Origin of the sequence: Alloactinosynnema sp. L-07, from assembly GCF_900070365.1 — a bacterium.
GTDB lineage: Bacteria > Actinomycetota > Actinomycetes > Mycobacteriales > Pseudonocardiaceae > Actinokineospora.
Window position 1 is genome coordinate 3969394 of the sequence record NZ_LN850107.1, and the last position, 16029, is coordinate 3985422.

Sequence of the window (16029 nt, forward strand, 5' to 3'; positions counted from 1 at the left end):
GGTCAGACCCGTCCCGACTGGCGGTCCAGCGCGTGCAGGAACGGGTCGAAGGTCAGCTCCGCGCTCTCGGCTGACGTGTTCGGCGGCAGGAACTCCTCGACCAGGGCGAAAGTCTGCGCACGCGCCTGCAGGGCGGCCTGCCGGACGGTGTCGGTGATGGACTCGGCGAGCGCCTCGGAGTCGGTGTGCCGGTAGATCCGTGGATCGAGCCACAGTTCGACCAGTTCTCCGTTCGCGCCGACGGTGGCGCTGATCAGGCCGTCCGCGGAATCCGCGGTCGCGCGGATGTCCACCATCCGTCGCTGGATCGACCTGACGTCGTCGGCCAGCCGCTCGTACTCGGCGTACATGCCGAGGTGCAGCGTCGTCTCCTCCACCGTGCCTCCCGATCTTCCCCGTCACCCGAGTGTCGGCCGCCCCGCGACGCCCGGACCCGCCGTGGCCGCTTGCGGCCATACCGCCGGAGCGCGCCTGGGACGGCCCGACGATGGCGGCGATGAGACGACACCTCGTACCCGCGGTCGTGGCCGCGGTCCTGCCGCTGCTCGGCGCCGCCCCGGCCGCCGCCGCGCCACCCCCGGAGGCGTGCCACAACCCGGACCCCGCACGGCCGCAGGTCCGGGAGCGACCGTGGGCGCAGCAGGTGCTCGCCCCCGAGTCGGTCTGGCCGCACAGCACGGGCGCGGGCGTGACGGTCGCCGTGGTCGACTCCGGTGTCGACGCCGACCACCCTCAGCTGCGCGGCGGGAAAGTGCTGCCCGGTCGGGACTTCTTCCGGCCCGGCGGCGGTCCCGCGACGTTCGACTGCGTGTCCCACGGCACGGGCGTCGCGGGCGTGATCGCCGCCGAGCCGCTGCCCGGCGTCGGCTTCCACGGCATCGCCCCGGCGGCGCGGATTCTGCCGGTGCGGGTCAGCGACCGCGAGGTCGGCGACAACGGCGTGTCCACCAGGGTCGACCCGCGGGTGCTGGCCGAAGGCATCCGATACGCCGCCGACCAGGGCGCGAAGGTGATCAACCTGTCGATCGCCGGGTACGAGGACTTCCCCGAGTTGCGGGACGCGGTCGCCCACGCGGTCGCCAAGGACGCGCTGGTGGTGGCCGCGGCGGGCAACGGCCAGCCCGACGACTCGACGGAACTGCCGTCGTTCCCCGCGGCTTACGACGGTGTACTGGGCGTCGGCGCGGTTGGCGTGGACGGTGCCCGGCTGTCGCGCTCACAGATCGGCCGGTACGTCGACATCACCGCCCCCGGGGAGTCGGTGCTGGCCACGACCAGGATCGACGGCCACACCGTCCGCGACGGCACCAGCTTCGCCACCCCGTTCGTCGCCGCGACCGCCGCGCTGGTCCGGTCGGTGTGGCCGCGGCTCACCGCCCGCGAGGTCGCCCAGCGCCTGATGGCCACCGCGAGCCCCGCGCGCGGCGGCCTGGGCAGCCCGGCCTACGGCGCGGGCCTGGTCAATCCGTATCGCGCGGTGGTCGACGGCCTTACCCCGACGGCACCGGCGAAACTGGCCCCGGCGGTCGACGTGCCCGAGGACCAAGCCCAGCTGGACGCTGTCGCCGGGCGCGAGCGGATCGGGGCGACCGCGAAGACGATGACGGCGGTCGTCGCGGGCGGGATCGTCTTGGCGGTACTGGTCGCCGCGGTCCGGCCGCGCGGGAAGCGGCGCCGCTGGCGGGCGGGCTGGGCCGCGGCGGTGCCGGTCGAACCCGCCGTGGTCGAACCCCCGGAAGAGATCTTCCTGATCAAGTCTCAGGAGTAGCCGTACCGCGCGGCGAACTCGGCGAGCTGTTCGTCGTAGTCCCGCGACCCGAGCATCATCCAGGCCCGGCCGAGGTCCTTGACCACCACGATCGGTCCGCCGCCCGGCGGCGGCGCCGCGTCAGCCGCGCCGGTCGACCAGCGGACCGTGGTGTAGGCGAACACCCACGCCCAGCCGATGTCGACCACCTGCTCGGCGGGCACCAGCGTCAACGGCTCGTCCGGCGAGTCGATCTCGGCCAGCATCCCTTGGGCGATCGTTCGCGCGTCAGCGAGTTCCACGGGACTCTCCTTTCCCCATAAGCACAGCAGATGCCCCGGCGCTGAGCACCGGGGCATCTGAGCGAAGCATCTACAGCAGCGATCCGATCCGAGACTTGGCCTGTGCGAGCGTGGTCTCGTAGATCTCGCGCGCGTTGGTGACCGCCTTGCCCTGCGCGGCGACCGTCTGGTCGAACTCGTCGAAGAACTTCTTGGCGGCCGACTCGGTCGCCTCCATGATCCCACCCGCGCTGTCGGTGAAGAACGACGTCGCCGCGTCCTGGGCGAAGGTGAACTGGGTCTGGGCGACGTCGGCGTTCTGCCCGGCGGTCGAACCGGCCTTGGCCGCCGAGGCGTCCAGTGCCCCGAAGTTCGCGCTGACTTCCGGCATTCGATTCCCTCTCTAATGTCAGGTGTTGATGACGGAACCGAGGCCGTAGCTGGTCCCGCTGACCACGTTCTGGCCGTCGGCGTCGGCGGTCTCGTAGGAGTTGGCCGCCGTGGTCAGGTTGTCGCCCGCGGCGGTACGCATGTTGTGCAGGTACTGCGCACGGTCCATCCGGTCCGACTCGACGGCGCTGAAGGCGGTGTAGGCTCCGCCCTTCCAGCTGCCCGCGAGTCCGGAGTTGTGGTTGGACAGCGCGACGTTGTTGTTGTTGAAGTCGTCTGCCCTGGCCCGCGTGCCGTTGGCCAGCAGGTGCATGTCCTCGGTACTGCCGTGGAGAAAAGCTCCGTCCACTGAGCACTCCCCTTCGCTCGTGCCCGTGCTCCACGCGCACGGGCTCCGACGGCCACGCTAGGTTCGCGCCCGCCGCCTCAGGCGCCCGCGGCACGTTCCTGCCATCGACGGCGTCCCGGTGGCGGGGTGGCGAACGATCGTGGCCGTGGCGACTGTCGTAGTGAAGAGGCCGACCCGCAGGCCCGAGCCGGAGATGCCGTCCGGGGAGCTGCTGCTGCAGCCACCGCCGCAGATCCCGCCGCCGCCCGCGCGCCAGTGGACGCAGGCGCTGATGGCGCTGCCCATGGTGGCGATGATGGCGGCGATGATGCTGATGTTCTCCGGGTCGCAGTCGGGGAGCCTGCGCTTCGTCGTCTACGCCCTGTTCGGCGTGGGCATGCTCGGCATGATCGCGATGGGCTTCGTCCAGGGCGGCGGCCCGAGCAAGCGCGAGATGGGCCACGCCCGGCGCAAGTACCTGCGGCACCTGGCCCAGCACCGGCTGCGGCTGCGCCGCTCGGTCGGCAAGCAGCGCACCGCGATGGAGTACCTGCACCCGGACCCGGCGATGCTGTGGTCGCTGGCGGCGGGCCCGCGACTGTGGGAGCGGCGCCGGGACGACCAGGACTTCGGAGTGGCCCGGATCGGCCGCGGCAGGCAAAGCCCGGCGGTGACCCTGGTAGCGCCGGACACGTTGCCGCTGGAGGAACTCGAGCCGCTGTCGGCCCTCGCGCTGCGCCGGTTCCTCACCGCCCACAGCACCGTCGACCGGCTGCCGCTGGCGATCCCGGTCACCGGGTTCAGCCGGATCTACCTGCGTGGCGACCGGGACGCGACCACCGCGATGCTGCGGGCGATGCTGTGCCAGCTGGTCACCCTGCATTCGCCGGACGACCTGCGCGTGGCGGTGTGCGCGGGTCCGAACGCGCGGGCCGACTGGGAATGGGTGAAGTGGTTGCCGCACGCGCTGCACCAGGACCGCGCCGACGCGCTGGGCCCGCTGCGCCTGGTCGCGCCGACCATTCCGGCGCTGGAGGCCATGCTCGACGAGGAACTGACCAAGCGGCCAAGGTTCGACCCCGATGTGGACACCCGTGGCTCAGGCCCGCAGGTGGTGGTCGTGCTCGACGGCGGCTCGGTGGCCGGGTCCGACCACCTGATGACCGGCGGCGGGGTCGAAGGCGTGACCATCATCGACCTGACCACGGCCCCGCCGCGCGCGCTGGACCGGACCGCGGTCGTGCTCGACGTCGACGCGGACGGTGAGCTGGGCGTCGAGACGATGGACGGCGACACCCCGCTCGGCCAGGCCGACGCGCTGGGCGCGACCGCCGCCGAGGGTCTGGCCCGCCAGTTGGCGCCGCTGCGGCTGACCGCCGGGATCCGCGGCGACGCCCCGCTCAGCGCCGAACTCGGCCTCGCCGACCTGCTCGACCTGGGCGATCCATACGAGTTCGACCCGCAGGAGACCTGGGTGCCCCGGCCCAACCGCGACCGGCTGCGGGTCAAGTTCGGCGTCGAGGCCGACGGGGTGCCGATCGAACTGGACCTGAAGGAGTCGGCCCAGGACGGCATGGGCCCGCACGGCCTGCTGATCGGCGCGACCGGCTCCGGCAAGTCCGAGCTGTTGCGCACCCTGGTTCTCGCCCTCGCCATCACCCACCCGCCGAACTCGCTCAACTTCGCCTTGGTCGACTTCAAGGGCGGCGCGACGTTCAGTCGGCTCGACGCGCTGCCGCACACCAGCGCCGTGATCACCAACCTGGCCGACGAGCTGCACCTGGTCGACCGGATGACCGACGCGATCAACGGCGAGCTGATCCGCAGGCAGGAGCTGCTCCGCGCGGCGGGCAACTTCTCGTCGCTGCGCGACTACGAGAAGGCCCGCGCGGCGGGCGCGCCGCTGCCCGAGGTGCCCACCCTGCTGGTGATCTGCGACGAGTTCAGCGAGCTGCTGACCGCCAAACCCGACTTCATCGACATGTTCGTCCAAATAGGACGCGTCGGCCGGTCGCTCGGCGTGCACCTGCTGCTGGCCAGCCAGCGGCTCGAAGAGGGCAGGCTGCGCGGGCTGGAGACCCACCTGTCCTACCGGATCGGCCTGCGGACCTTCTCCGACATGGAGAGCCGGGCGGTCCTCGGCGTGACCGACGCGTTCAAGCTGCCCCGCGCGCCCGGCCACGGGTTCCTCAAGGTGGGCACCGACCCGCTCAACCGCTTCCGCTCTGCCTACGTCTCCGGTGTCCACCAGCGCGCGGCGGGCGTGGACCCGACCGCGCAGCCGGGCGACCAGCTCACGCTGCACGAGTACTCCACGGCCTACGTCGCCGCGGAGATCGGCCCCGACGACGATCCGGTCGCCCCGCCGGAGGAGTCCGACACCGCCGTCGGCGACACGCTGCTGGACATCCTCGTCGACCGGCTGCAGAACCACGGCGCACCAGCCCACCAGGTCTGGCTGCCGCCGCTGGACGGCTCGCCGACCCTCGACGGCCTGCGGCCCGAGCAGCGCCCCGGGGCGCTGCGGCCGGTGATCGGCATCGTGGACCGGCCGTTCGAACAGCGGCGCGACCCGCTGGTGCTCGACCTGGCGGGCGCGGCCGGACACGTGCTGATCCTCGGGTCACCGCAGTCGGGCAAGAGCACCGCGGTCCGGACCCTGATCACCAGCCTCGCGCTCACCCACACCCCGCGCGAAGTGCAGTTCTACTGCCTCGACTTCGGCGGCGGCACCCTGGCCTCGATCGCGGGCCTGCCGCACGTCGGCGGCGTGTCCAGCAGGCTCGACACCGGCGCGGTCCGCCGGACCGTGGCCGAGGTGAGCACGCTGCTTGCCCAGCGGGAGCGGCTGTTCGCCGAGCACCAGATCGACGGGATCGTCACCTACCGCAAGCTGCGCGCCGATGGCCACTTCACCGACACCCCGTTCGGCGACGTGTTCCTGGTGATCGACGGCTGGCAGACGCTGCGCGGCGACTTCGAGGACCTGGAGGAGATGGTCGGCGACATCGCCGCGCGCGGGCTGTCCTACGGCGTGCACGTGATCGCCACCTGCGCCCGCTCGTTCGACCTGCGGATGAACGTCCGCGACCTGTTCGCCAGCAAGCTCGAACTCAAGATCGGCGACCCGATCGACTCGATCATCGACCGGCGGGCCGCGATCAGCGTGCCCGCCGACGCCCCCGGTCGGGGCATCGCGATGAGCGGGCACCAGATGCTGATCGCGCTGCCCCGGGTCGACGGCAAGGCCACCGCGGCCGACCTCGCGGCGGGCACCGCCGAGCTTGTCGCCGCGGTGGGGACGGGCTGGCAGGGTCCGCCCGCGCCGTCGGTCCGGCTGCTGCCCGGGATGCTGCCGTACGCCGACCTGCCCGCCACCGACGAGCTGACCGGGCCCGACGCCGGGTTCGCCGTCGGCATCCACGAACGGGACCTGTCTGCGATGCGGCTGGACTTCGCCGCCGACCCGCACTTCTTCCTGCTGGCCGACACCCAGTCCGGCAAGACGGCGTTCCTGCGCACCCTCGCCCACCGGATCATGGGCGCCTACCAGCCCAGCGAGGCGCGGATCATGCTGGTCGACCACCGCCGCGGCCTGCTCGGCGAGATCGGCGATGACTACCTGCTCGGCTACGGCACCAACGACTCGCACAGCGCGGGCCTGCTCGCCGAGGTCGCCGAGGCGATGACCAACCGGCTGCCCGGCCCCGACGTCACCGCCGAGCAGCTGCGCGGCCGGAGCTGGTGGCGGGGGCCGGAGATCTTCGTGCTGGTCGACGACTACGACATGGTCGCCACCCACACCACCCACCCGCTGATGCCGCTGCTGCCGCTGATCGCGCAGGGCCAGGACATCGGCCTGCACGTGGTGCTGGCCCGGCGCTCCGGCGGCGCGGGCCGCGGCCTGTTCGAGCCGGTCCTGGCGCGGCTACGCGAAGTCGGCACGCCGGGACTGATGATGTCCGGCGACCGGGACGAAGGCCCGCTGCTGGGCGGCATGCGCGCCCAGGTGCTGCCACCGGGACGCGGCTGGCTGGTCGACCGGCGCGGCCACAAGGGTCTGGTGCAGCTGGCCTGGCTCCCGCCGCGCGAGTGATGGCCGGAACCTGTCGCGAGCCGCTCGCCGCGGCGGCGGGGTGCTTGGCTTGCAAATGAACTGTGCGGAATCGACGGGTGGGGGACATGGGCGGCGACATCAAGGGCGAGACCGGCGCTATGCGGGATTTCGCGCAGCTGGGAATTCCCCTGCTCAAAGGGGATCTGGTGCGGGCCGCACCCGGCGCGTGCCCGAGTCCGTACGGGGTGAGCATCGCCAACTGCCCGTCGGTGATCCAGGCCGACCTCGCGAGCACCGAGCGGCTGCAGCGGTTCCTCACGCACATGACGCAGGGGCTGGCCGCCTACGCGACCATCGCGCTGGAGTGCGCGGACATCTACACCGCGGGCAACGACAACAGCACCAAGGCGATCGAGTCGATCCGCAGGCCGCGCGCCGAGGGGCTGCCCGACGTGGCGCCCGAACTCAGGCCGCCCGCACCGGGCGGGAAGTGACATGACCTCCCAATACGAGTGCGAGCACATCGAGCGCCTCTACGCCAAGATGATCGCCGAGCGCAAGCACTTCGGCGACCTGTCGAAGGCCGCGGCGATGTGGGGTGCCGCCAACGCCCTGATCACGCGGACCCACCAGGAACTCAGCACGCGCAAGACCCTGCTGATGGAGACATGGCGCGATGACGCGGGACGCGCGCTGGGCACCGAGATCGATCGCAGCCTCGCGTCGCTGAAGGCGTGGATGGACAGCATCGCGAAGAGTTCGCCCGCACCCCACATCAACGGCCTCTCGATCTCGATCGACCTGATGTACGGCACCGTACAGGCCATCTACAACCGCTATCTCGCCGCGGCCAGGGCTGGAACGCTGGACAACGCGGCCCTGGTGTCGTTCTCCCGGCAAGCGGCGCCGACCATGGTCGCGCTCGACGCCGCCTACGCCCAGATCGCAGGCAGGATGAGCGGTGTCGCCGGTCCCGAGTGGGCCGGACCGCGCGCGGGGCTGAGCGGAGACGACGGCGGCCCCCAGCCCACTTCGCCTTCGACGCCGAGCCCCGCCGCGACGCCCGATCCGGCGTCGACACCCGACCCCGCGACCACGACGCCCCAGCCGACGACCCCGCAGCCGACCGAGTCCGACGAGACCGACCCGCTGTCCACCGCGTTGGAGAAGGTGCCCGAGATCTTGAGCCAGCTCAGTCAGCTGGCTCAGTCGGGCCAGCAGTTGCTCAGCGGGCTGGACGCGGGAAGCGTGCCGGACCCGATGACCGGACTCGACCCTAAATTCATGGACCCGATCGACAGCGCGGAGTACGCGATCACGGACCACGGAACCGGCAGCGGAATGCCTGAGCTGGCTGGTCTCTCCGGTGCCTCCGGCCTGGGCGGTGCGATCGGACCGGTGAGCGGATTCGGTGGCCCGCCCGGGAGCGCGATGCCGTCCGCGATGGGCGCCGCCGGACTGACCGCGGTAGGCATGCCGCTAGCCACAGGTGCGGCGGGTCTGGCGTCGGCGAGTTCGGGCGGGATGCCGCCGATGATGCCGCCGCACGCCGCGAACAACGGCGCCACGGGCGGCGGGATCAAGCCGGGCGCCGCCGAGAACGCCGGACGCCCGCGCGACCGCCGGTCCACAACAACCCCAGGGATCCCGGCCGCCCTGCGCGGCCGCTCCGGCACGCCCAAGGCAGGCGCTCGACCAGCGGCCCGGCCGCACCAAGAACCCACCAACCCGCTGCTCGACGACGAGTTGTGGGTCACCGACGAGAACCCCGACCGCGCCCCGCACGTTAGGAGTCGCCCATGACCGGAACCGAGATCAACGGCAAGACCGCCGCGATGGCCGCGTTCGGTGCCCACCTGACCGCACCGACCATCCCGCCGTCCCTGGCCCGGCTCGGCATGCCGCCCAACCTGGCAGGCCTGTTCGAGGGAATCGCGATGTCCATAGTGGACAAAGCGGCCACCGCGGAGGTCGCCGCATACCTGACCAAGGTCACCGAGGAGATGGTGACCTACTCGACGAAAGTCACCACCACCGCCGCCGCCTACACCGCCGCCGACGTGGCGAGCGCGGCCGAACTGGTCTCGGCCACGCTCGGCTTCGCGCAGCAGGCGGTGAGTCTCGCCCAGCAGGCACAGGGGCTGCTGGCCACCGAAAACCCGACCGAAGAGTCCGCCGCGGCGGACCGCGCCGTCTGAGGAGTCAGCTGTGGCAATCCCGTATGGGGTCATCCCCATTGAAGCGCACATGGCGATGATCTCGGCCGAACAGGCCAACGTTCCCGTCCTGGCCGACGCTGCGCGGATGTGGACCGAGGTGCGCGCCTGGATCGAACAGGCTCGGCTGGAGTTGCACACGCGCGCGCACGAGTTGTTGCCGCAGTGGCCTGATGAGGCTGGGCGGGAGTTTGAGCAGAAGGTCGAGCGGACGCTGGCTGAGCTGCAGTTTTGGGGGCAGCGGATCGACTCGGCGCAGGTTGTGGCGACGTTGACGACGATGGCTTCGGCGATTCCTCAGGTATTCCAGGCGGTTACTGGGTTCTATCAGGGGTATCTCGCTGCTCTGTCCAATCCGTTCACGGCGGCGGCGGCGCCTGCTTTTCAGCAGGCCGCGGGGGCGGCTATGACGGTGTTGGGAGCGCAGTTCGACGGGGCGATGTTGAAGGTGTGTGCGGCGGCGGGGATCGAGTCGCCTTCGGACGTTCTTCCTGATGGTGGTGTTGATGCTGAGGACGTGACTGACGCGCTGTCCAGCCTCCAGAGCCTCAACTCCGCTCTTGGCGCGGGTTCCGATTTGGCGGGGATGCTTGGCGGTGGACCATCGCTGGCCGGTCTGGCCCCTGTTCCTATGCCCACGCCCGTCGGTGGTCCCGAACTCAGTGGCCTCGGTGGGCTCGGGGGCGGCGGTGTTGGTGCTGGTGGTGGGGTGTCCGGGATCGGGGCTGTTGGGGGGCGTGCGGCCTGGCCTAGTCCGACCGGCCTGGGCCGACCTGCCGGTCTTGGCGCCGGACCTCGGCCTGGCGGCACTTCGCTGGCTCGGTCCTCAGGGGCTGCGGCCGGGCGGGGTGTCGGGTCGCCGATGATGCCGCCGATGGGTGGGGGTGCGGGTGGGGGCGCTCGGTCTCAGCCGAAGTCGGAGGAGCGTTCGCGGCAGCAGCGGGCTCGTGGGGCGAAGGCTGTGGGGGCTCATGGGGTTCCGGCTACTTTGCGGGGGCGGTCTGGGAAGGTCGATCCCACGTTGAAGCGTCGTCCTGGTCAGGAAGACTCGTAGCCCTTAAGTCCGCGCCAGTCCCGCACCATCGGGTGAAACTGGGCGATCACGCTTTGTCTGGGGCCCCTACGACGGCCCTGTGGGGAAAAAGCGGTGGGGGATAGTGCCACCCCACACGCCAGGCAGCTTAGGGCCGTCGTCCCCCCAGACAAAGCGTGATCGCCCAGTTTCACCCGATGCTGCTTTGTGGGTCCGTGCAGCTTTGGTGGGCGCCCAGTTTTTCACCCGATGCTGCTCAGGCGGTCTGGTGTGGATTAGCCGACCAGCGATTGCCGAAACGCCGCCTGCGGATCGAGTCCGGGTCCCTCCGGGAGCCTGGCGACCAAGCCTGCGGGCATCCGAACCGGGTTGGCACCGCCGTAACCCAGCATCTTCAACACATCCGGCTCGCCCACTGAGTAACGCCTGCCCATGTCGGTCACGACCGTCAGCGTTCCGGTGGGCGCTTCTGCCGATGGCATTGCCTCCACTACCGCAGCCCAGCCGGGCGGCACATGAATGTGGTCAGCCAGGGGAATGCCCCGCTCGGTGTTGCGTGCCGTCGTGGTCATCGTGTCACCTGGAGGGAGGCCGGGGTTAAGTGTGATCCGAGCGGTTGTCGCACCGGGATCAAACGTCGCGCACACTGTGGCCCGGTCCCGTGGGCTGGCGATCTTGGGTCGGTGTGCAGGTGCGTCGCTCGCGTTGGCGCCAGGTGGGTCCAGGCGCTTCGCGCTGGCCGCCAGGGATGGGGTGAGTGGCATCGCAGCACCTGTGTGTGCTCGCTGAACGTCGTACTGCAGTGCTGTGATCGGCCGGAGGATGGCCTGTTCCGCCAGGAAGTACTGCAACCCGCCGCCCGAGGTTTCGACCACCAGTAGCGCGCCCACCTTGAGGTCCGGTCGCGCAGGTATCGCCGATGACGGTGCTCCTGGTTCCGCAGGCGTGATCGGGCCGATCGGTGTCCCTACCGGGAGCATGTCCAGCCATTCCTGGCTTGCCTTGGCCCAGGGTTCGGAGGTGAGGGCGAGTCCGGTGCCGACGGTGGCGTAGTCGGTGATCTTGTGTCGGTAGCCGCGCCAGACGAGGAATCTGTCGCTGGTTCCGGCCAGCTCTACCAGCAGGGCCGCGTCGCCCAAGGGTGCCCCGCCGGTTGGTGAGGCGCCTACCAGGAGGACCGATTCCTCGACGCGGGCGCCTGCCGCGTCCGCTGCCGGGGTCGAGCACAACGACCACGAGCCGGTGAGGAGGCGGTCGGCGGCGGGTAGTGCGTCTGGTGCGTCGGGGATACCGATTCGGGGGCCTCGGGGGACGTCGACCAGGGAGTCCCGGGAGACGAGTTGGGTCTTGGCGTGGTCGCCGACCAGCAGCAGCGCGGAGGCGTAGTTCGTGACCGGGTGCAGTTGGCCGTCCAGGTAGACGTATCTGGTTCCGGTTTCCTTCTCGACGATCACCGCGTCGCCGGAGCGCCAGGCGCTGTTGCCGCCGGGGACGATCAGGCCGTAGACCCCAACGCAGGCCAGAGCGATCACGGCGAGTGCGATGCCCGCGAACGACGCGCCCGCAGGCCTGCGGAACGGTGGCTGTTCCGGGTCGGTCTCCCGAGTTACCAGCGCTGAGATCGCGCGTTGGATGAGGAACTGGTAGGCCTGGAGCTGGTCCCTTTTGGACGCCATGTCAGCCTCCCAGTCCGCGCACGTAGCCGTAGAGGCCGAGCACCGAGCACGCCACCGGGACCACCGTGATCAGCACCAGGATCTCGAAGTACTCGGCGAACCGGCCGAGGTAGGGATTGGGTTTGCGGACGCTGTAGACGATCCCGGCGGCGGTCGTGGCGGCGCCGACCGCCAGCAAGAGGGGGCCGACCGACACGAGCAGCGCGGCTCGGTCGGCCATCAGGGGACCCACGGCGACGCACGCGAGTCCAGCCACGCCGGTGGCCAGCACGGGCACGCGCTGGCGGAGGATCGGATAGAGCCTTGCGCGCAGCAGGAACCCGGCGGCGAGCACGATCATCAGGACCACCGCCGCCTCGCTGTCGCTGCGGGCCAGGAACACCAGGCACACCAACACCGTCACCGACGCGCCCGTGAGCATGCCGGTGAGCAGGCTGTCCGCTCGGGCGACGGCGGCGTGCACCACGGTGGGGGGCGGCTGCGGGTCGTCGCGGACCAGGTCGGCGGTGGAGCGGGGCAGGACCGGCATCGGGACTCGGCTCAGGCGTAGGGCAAGAGGGGCGAACGCGGTGGACAGCGCGAGCACCGCACTGGCCAGGACGGCGGCGGTCTCGTGGCCCTCCAGGGAGTCCAAAGTGGTCAGCCAGCCGCCGATGACGGCCAGCAGGCCCGCTGTGACGCCGCCCGCGAACAGCTCGGGCCACGCGGTGACGCCGAGGTAGCCGACCAGTGCGGCCAGGGTCAGCGCCGCCCCGGCCAGCACCAGGTGGCCCGCGCTGAGGGCGGTCATCGGGGCGTCGTCGGCCAGTAGCAGTCCGCCGCCCGCGAAGGCGAAGGGCAGCGCGGCCGACGCGCTCACCGCGCCCGCGCCCGCGTCGCCGACGGCGCGGGCCAGGACGACCCCCGCGCACAGCAGCAGCGCGGCGGCACCGAGTGCCCAACCCGCCGGGCCGAACCACGGCGGACCAGCGCGCAGGACCGCGACGAGGCCGAGCATGGCCGCGGTGGCGCCGGTCGCGAGGCCTGCCACCCTGGTGTGGCGGGGTCCCCAGACCCGGCCGCGGCGGCTGGAGCCGGTGGCGATGGCGTCGACCAGGTCGTCGTATTCGAGTTCCGGCCAGTCGGTGCCGCGCGGGACCAGGTGCAGGATCTCCCCGTCGCGCACCCGGTGCGCGCCAAGGGTCCGGTCGAGGTCGAACACGGACCCGTCGGTCCGGCGCAGCAGCCAGCCGCCCGCGGTGGCCGGGTCGTCGGCCAGGTGGTCGCCCGCGTGGGCGAGCAGCCCCGGCAGGATCTCGGCGACGGCGGCGTGCTCGGGCAGCGCCATGTCGATACGCCGCTGGGGGGTGGCCACGGTGACCCGGACCAGTCCGGTCGTCTGCATGGCGACAGCCTCACGCGCGGGGACCACCGGCGGTCGGCGGAGGCAGGAACCTGCCGCGTGGCGCCGGGTTGGGCCAGGTGTTCTTAGCCTGGACCCGTGTTACTCGTTCCGATCGGCCACAACCTTGGCGCCTTTCACCTCGGCGACGGTGCCCACGTCCAGCAGGTGCGCCGGGGCGCCGACATCGTCGAGCTGTCCGATGTGGACTTCGCGGTGTGGGCGCTGGCGCACGGCAGCCCGACCGGCGCGGACACCGGGGCATGGGACCGCCGCGCGGTCACCGCCGTCGCCGCCGAGCTGGGACTTACCGGCGTCGACCCGGTGATCGACGGCTTCCTGGACACCGGCCTGCTGGCCGAGGTCGACCCCCAGGACGCGGTCGGCTTCGCCGAGCGGCACCGGCTGGTCCCGCTGCTGCTCGGACTGGGCACCGCCGACGAACCCGGGCTGCACCAGGTCGGCCTGCTCGGCACGCCGCTGCTGACCATGACCGCCGAACTGGCCGACCTGTGGGAGTGGTCCCCGCTGTCGGCCGACCTCTGGCAGGCCTGCCACGAGAGCGCGGCCCTCACCGACACCGCACCCGACGAGGTGCTGACCGCGGTGATCGGCGCGCTGCACTCGCTGCTGTCGATGAACGCGGCCTGCCTCGACGTCCGGGTCGGCACCCCGTGACCGCGGTGATCTTCCCCATCGGCCACTACGCGGGCGCGGTGGGTTCCGTCCACGAGGTCAGGGTCGGCTGGGGCCGCCACGAACTCACCGAGGACGAGTTCGGCACCTGGATCCTCGCCCACGGGCTCGCGTCAGCGGCGGGCGGCCCCTGGGGTCGAACGGAGATCGCCAAGGCGGGCCTGCCGGATCGGATCGACGCGCTGCTCCCCCGCGGCCTGCTTGTCGAGGTGACCGCGGCGGACGAGTTCGCGGCCCTGTATCGGCTGCGGCCGCTGCTGGTCGGGTTGGGCAACAGTGTGGAATCGCCGGACCGGCACGCGATCGGGGTGCCCGGCCTGCCTCCAGTGGCCCACCTCGACCCGCGGACCTACGAGCTGTGGCACTGGGGCCACCTGGCGCCCAGCCTCCACCAGGCCTGCGCGGCCATCGCCCAGGTCGACGGTGAACCGGCCGCGACGGCGCTCGTCGGGATGCTCGGCCAGATCCGGCACCTGCTGGCGGGCGGCTGCGCCTACCTCGACGCGGTGTCGCCGTGACCGGGGTCAACCCCCCGACGAACGGGCCTGCCGGAGACAATGGGCTGGTGCAGACCACAGGCGGCGTCCACGACCTGCGCCCACTCGCCGACGGCCCGGTGGCCACCGTGTACGTCGGCAGGCTGGGCAGCTCCGGCGCCGAGGTCGCGGTCAAGGTGTTCACCGACACCGTGGACCGCGACACCGCCGCCTGGCTGGGCCGCGAACGCAAGGCGCTGCACCAGGTCCGGCAGGTGCGCTCGATCCTGCCGGTCGAAGGCCTGGTCGACCACACCGACGGCCGGACCGGGGTCTGGATGGAGCTGTGCCAGGGATCCTTGGCCTCGCTCCTCACCGGCAACACCGTGCTGACGCCGCCGGACGCACTCCTGGTCGGCACCGCCATCGCCGAGGCACTGACCGCCGCTCACAGCGTTGGCGTGGTCCATGGTGGTGTCACCCCGCACAACGTGCTGTTTCGGCGCACCGGTGAAGTCGCGGTCTCCGACTTCGGCCTGGCCCTGCGCGAACGCTTTCCGCGCGACCCGATGCACGCCGTGGAATACATGGCCCCGGAGACGCTTCGCGACGGCACTGTGTCGGCCGCATCAGATCTGTATGGGCTGGGTGCTGTGCTCTATACGGCGCTGACCGGGTCCACTCCGTTCCCTCGCCGGTCCGCTGAGGCTCACGGGGACCGCATTCTCCGGGTTCTGCGTGAGCCTGTTCCTCCGATCTCTTCGCCGCTTGGGGATGTGATCGGTCTGCTGCTGGCTAAGGATCCTGATGCTCGGCCTCGGGCGGCGGAGGACGTTCTGGCCGCTTTCAAGGCCTTGTCTGGGGGCGTCCCAGCCCCTCCTGTCGAGGTTGAAGCGGACGGCGACTACGACTTTGACGACTTCGCGGACTTCCCGCCGACGTCAGGGTTCTCCCCCGCACCCCCATCAGCCGGTGCACCTCTTCCCCTGCCGCCCGCACTGCCCGCCGCACCTGCACGTCCCGCGTGGCCTGTCGCAGGTACGCAGTCATCTCCCGTCGCTGGGGCGCAGGGGGTTCCGGGGGCGGGATCTCGTTCGCCTGGGCGCACTCTGGTCAGAATGGACGGTCCTGGGAAGCCGGCCCGTGGGCCTCGGGCCGGCGTTTTGATAGCGCTCGGTGGCGTTATCGTGGTGCTTGCCGGTGCTCTTGTGTTCGCGCTGATGCGACCTGCGCAACAAGCCAGCACGCCGCCGTCGCCTATGACTGAGCAGCCGCGTCAGGAGACGAAGTCTGTCGAGGCCGCTCCTGAGGTGCGGCTGGAATTGGCTAAGCCGGCTGATGAGGGCACTCACGTTCAGCTGAGTTGGAGTGCTGAAGGTGACCTCGACTTCGCTGTCGTGGTCGCTGGCGAGCAATTGGAGACGAGTGTGGTCGTTGCTGATCGACGGCTGGCTTTGCGGATTCCTGTTGATCCTGGGCGTAAGTATTGTTTCCAGGTTCGTGCTACTGATGGGAAGCACATCTATACGAGTGATCCTCAGGCTATTCGGGGTGCTCGTTGTAAGCCTTAGTGTCTGGGGCCGCAGGGTCCGCACCATCGGGTGAAAGTGGGCGATCACGCTGTGCCTGGGGCCCCTACGACGGCCCCTGTGGGGAAAAAGCGGTGGCGGATAAGGCACCCCACACGCCAAGCAGCTTAGGGGCCGCCGTCCCCCCAGACACAGCGTGATCGCCCACTTTCACCCGAT

14 protein-coding genes are annotated in these 16029 nt (G+C 71.0%); 8 read left to right on the forward strand and 6 right to left on the reverse strand.

All coding sequences use genetic code 11. From position 1 onward, the window contains the following. Positions 1–2 precede the first annotated feature (2 nt). Positions 3–377: a YbaB/EbfC family nucleoid-associated protein gene (locus BN1701_RS17550; RefSeq protein WP_231949630.1), complete on the reverse strand. Its 375-nt coding sequence runs from the start codon at positions 375–377 to the stop codon at positions 3–5. Positions 378–496: 119 nt separating this feature from the next. Between BN1701_RS17550 and mycP the strand changes: the two genes are divergently transcribed. Further along, complete coding sequence (gene mycP, locus BN1701_RS17555) at positions 497–1768, forward strand: type VII secretion-associated serine protease mycosin (RefSeq protein ID WP_157368044.1); 1272 nt, start codon at positions 497–499, stop codon at positions 1766–1768. On the opposite strand, the gene BN1701_RS17560 is transcribed toward mycP, so the two are convergent. The 3 genes from BN1701_RS17560 to BN1701_RS17570 all read right to left on the reverse strand — a co-directional run bounded on the left by BN1701_RS17560 (position 1759) and on the right by BN1701_RS17570 (position 2767). Further along, positions 1759–2049, reverse strand: coding sequence for a YrhB domain-containing protein (locus BN1701_RS17560; RefSeq protein WP_054050214.1), 291 nt, complete (start codon positions 2047–2049; stop codon positions 1759–1761). The two genes, mycP and BN1701_RS17560, sit on opposite strands and share 10 nt — an antisense overlap. Positions 2050–2119: 70 nt before the next feature. After that, positions 2120–2419, reverse strand: coding sequence for a hypothetical protein (locus BN1701_RS17565; RefSeq protein WP_054050216.1), 300 nt, complete (start codon positions 2417–2419; stop codon positions 2120–2122). A gap of 18 nt (positions 2420–2437) precedes the next feature. Further along, complete coding sequence (locus BN1701_RS17570; RefSeq protein ID WP_157368045.1) at positions 2438–2767, reverse strand: WXG100 family type VII secretion target; 330 nt, start codon at positions 2765–2767, stop codon at positions 2438–2440. Positions 2768–2912: 145 nt separating this feature from the next. On the opposite strand from BN1701_RS17570, the gene eccCa reads away from it, so the two are divergent. The 4 genes from eccCa (at position 2913) to BN1701_RS17590 (ending at position 9001) form a co-directional block, all read left to right on the forward strand. Further along, positions 2913–6842 carry a type VII secretion protein EccCa gene (eccCa, locus tag BN1701_RS17575; protein WP_054055939.1) on the forward strand — a complete coding sequence of 1310 codons (3930 nt, stop codon included), beginning with the start codon at positions 2913–2915 and terminating at the stop codon, positions 6840–6842. Positions 6843–6928: 86 nt separating this feature from the next. Next, positions 6929–7297: a hypothetical protein gene (locus tag BN1701_RS17580; protein ID WP_054050220.1), complete on the forward strand. Its 369-nt coding sequence runs from the start codon at positions 6929–6931 to the stop codon at positions 7295–7297. A 1-nt stretch (position 7298) separates the two neighbouring features. Further along, entirely contained in the window at positions 7299–8606 is a 1308-nt protein-coding gene (locus BN1701_RS17585) for a hypothetical protein (protein WP_054050222.1), read from the forward strand. Next, positions 8603–9001, forward strand: coding sequence for a hypothetical protein (locus BN1701_RS17590; protein ID WP_054050224.1), 399 nt, complete (start codon positions 8603–8605; stop codon positions 8999–9001). Before BN1701_RS17585 ends, BN1701_RS17590 begins: the two co-directional genes overlap by 4 nt. Before the next feature lie 1326 nt (positions 9002–10327). Here the strand turns inward: BN1701_RS17590 and eccB are convergent. Further along, on the reverse strand, positions 10328–11728 hold the full coding sequence (gene eccB / locus BN1701_RS17600) for a type VII secretion protein EccB (RefSeq protein ID WP_054050228.1): 1401 nt from the start codon (positions 11726–11728) through the stop codon (positions 10328–10330). Between the two features lies 1 nt (position 11729). After that, positions 11730–13112 carry a type VII secretion integral membrane protein EccD gene (eccD, locus tag BN1701_RS17605; RefSeq protein WP_054050230.1) on the reverse strand — a complete coding sequence of 461 codons (1383 nt, stop codon included), beginning with the start codon at positions 13110–13112 and terminating at the stop codon, positions 11730–11732. Between the two features lie 96 nt (positions 13113–13208). On the opposite strand from eccD, the gene BN1701_RS17610 reads away from it, so the two are divergent. The 3 genes from BN1701_RS17610 to BN1701_RS34365 are packed head-to-tail and all read left to right on the forward strand — an operon-like array spanning position 13209 to position 15852. Beyond that, entirely contained in the window at positions 13209–13787 is a 579-nt protein-coding gene (locus tag BN1701_RS17610; protein ID WP_054050232.1) for a hypothetical protein, read from the forward strand. Continuing rightward, entirely contained in the window at positions 13784–14323 is a 540-nt protein-coding gene (locus BN1701_RS17615; RefSeq protein WP_054050235.1) for a hypothetical protein, read from the forward strand. The genes BN1701_RS17610 and BN1701_RS17615 overlap by 4 nt, the downstream gene beginning before the upstream one ends. A gap of 47 nt (positions 14324–14370) precedes the next feature. Further along, complete coding sequence (locus BN1701_RS34365) at positions 14371–15852, forward strand: serine/threonine-protein kinase (protein ID WP_082859908.1); 1482 nt, start codon at positions 14371–14373, stop codon at positions 15850–15852. Positions 15853–16029 lie beyond the last annotated feature (177 nt).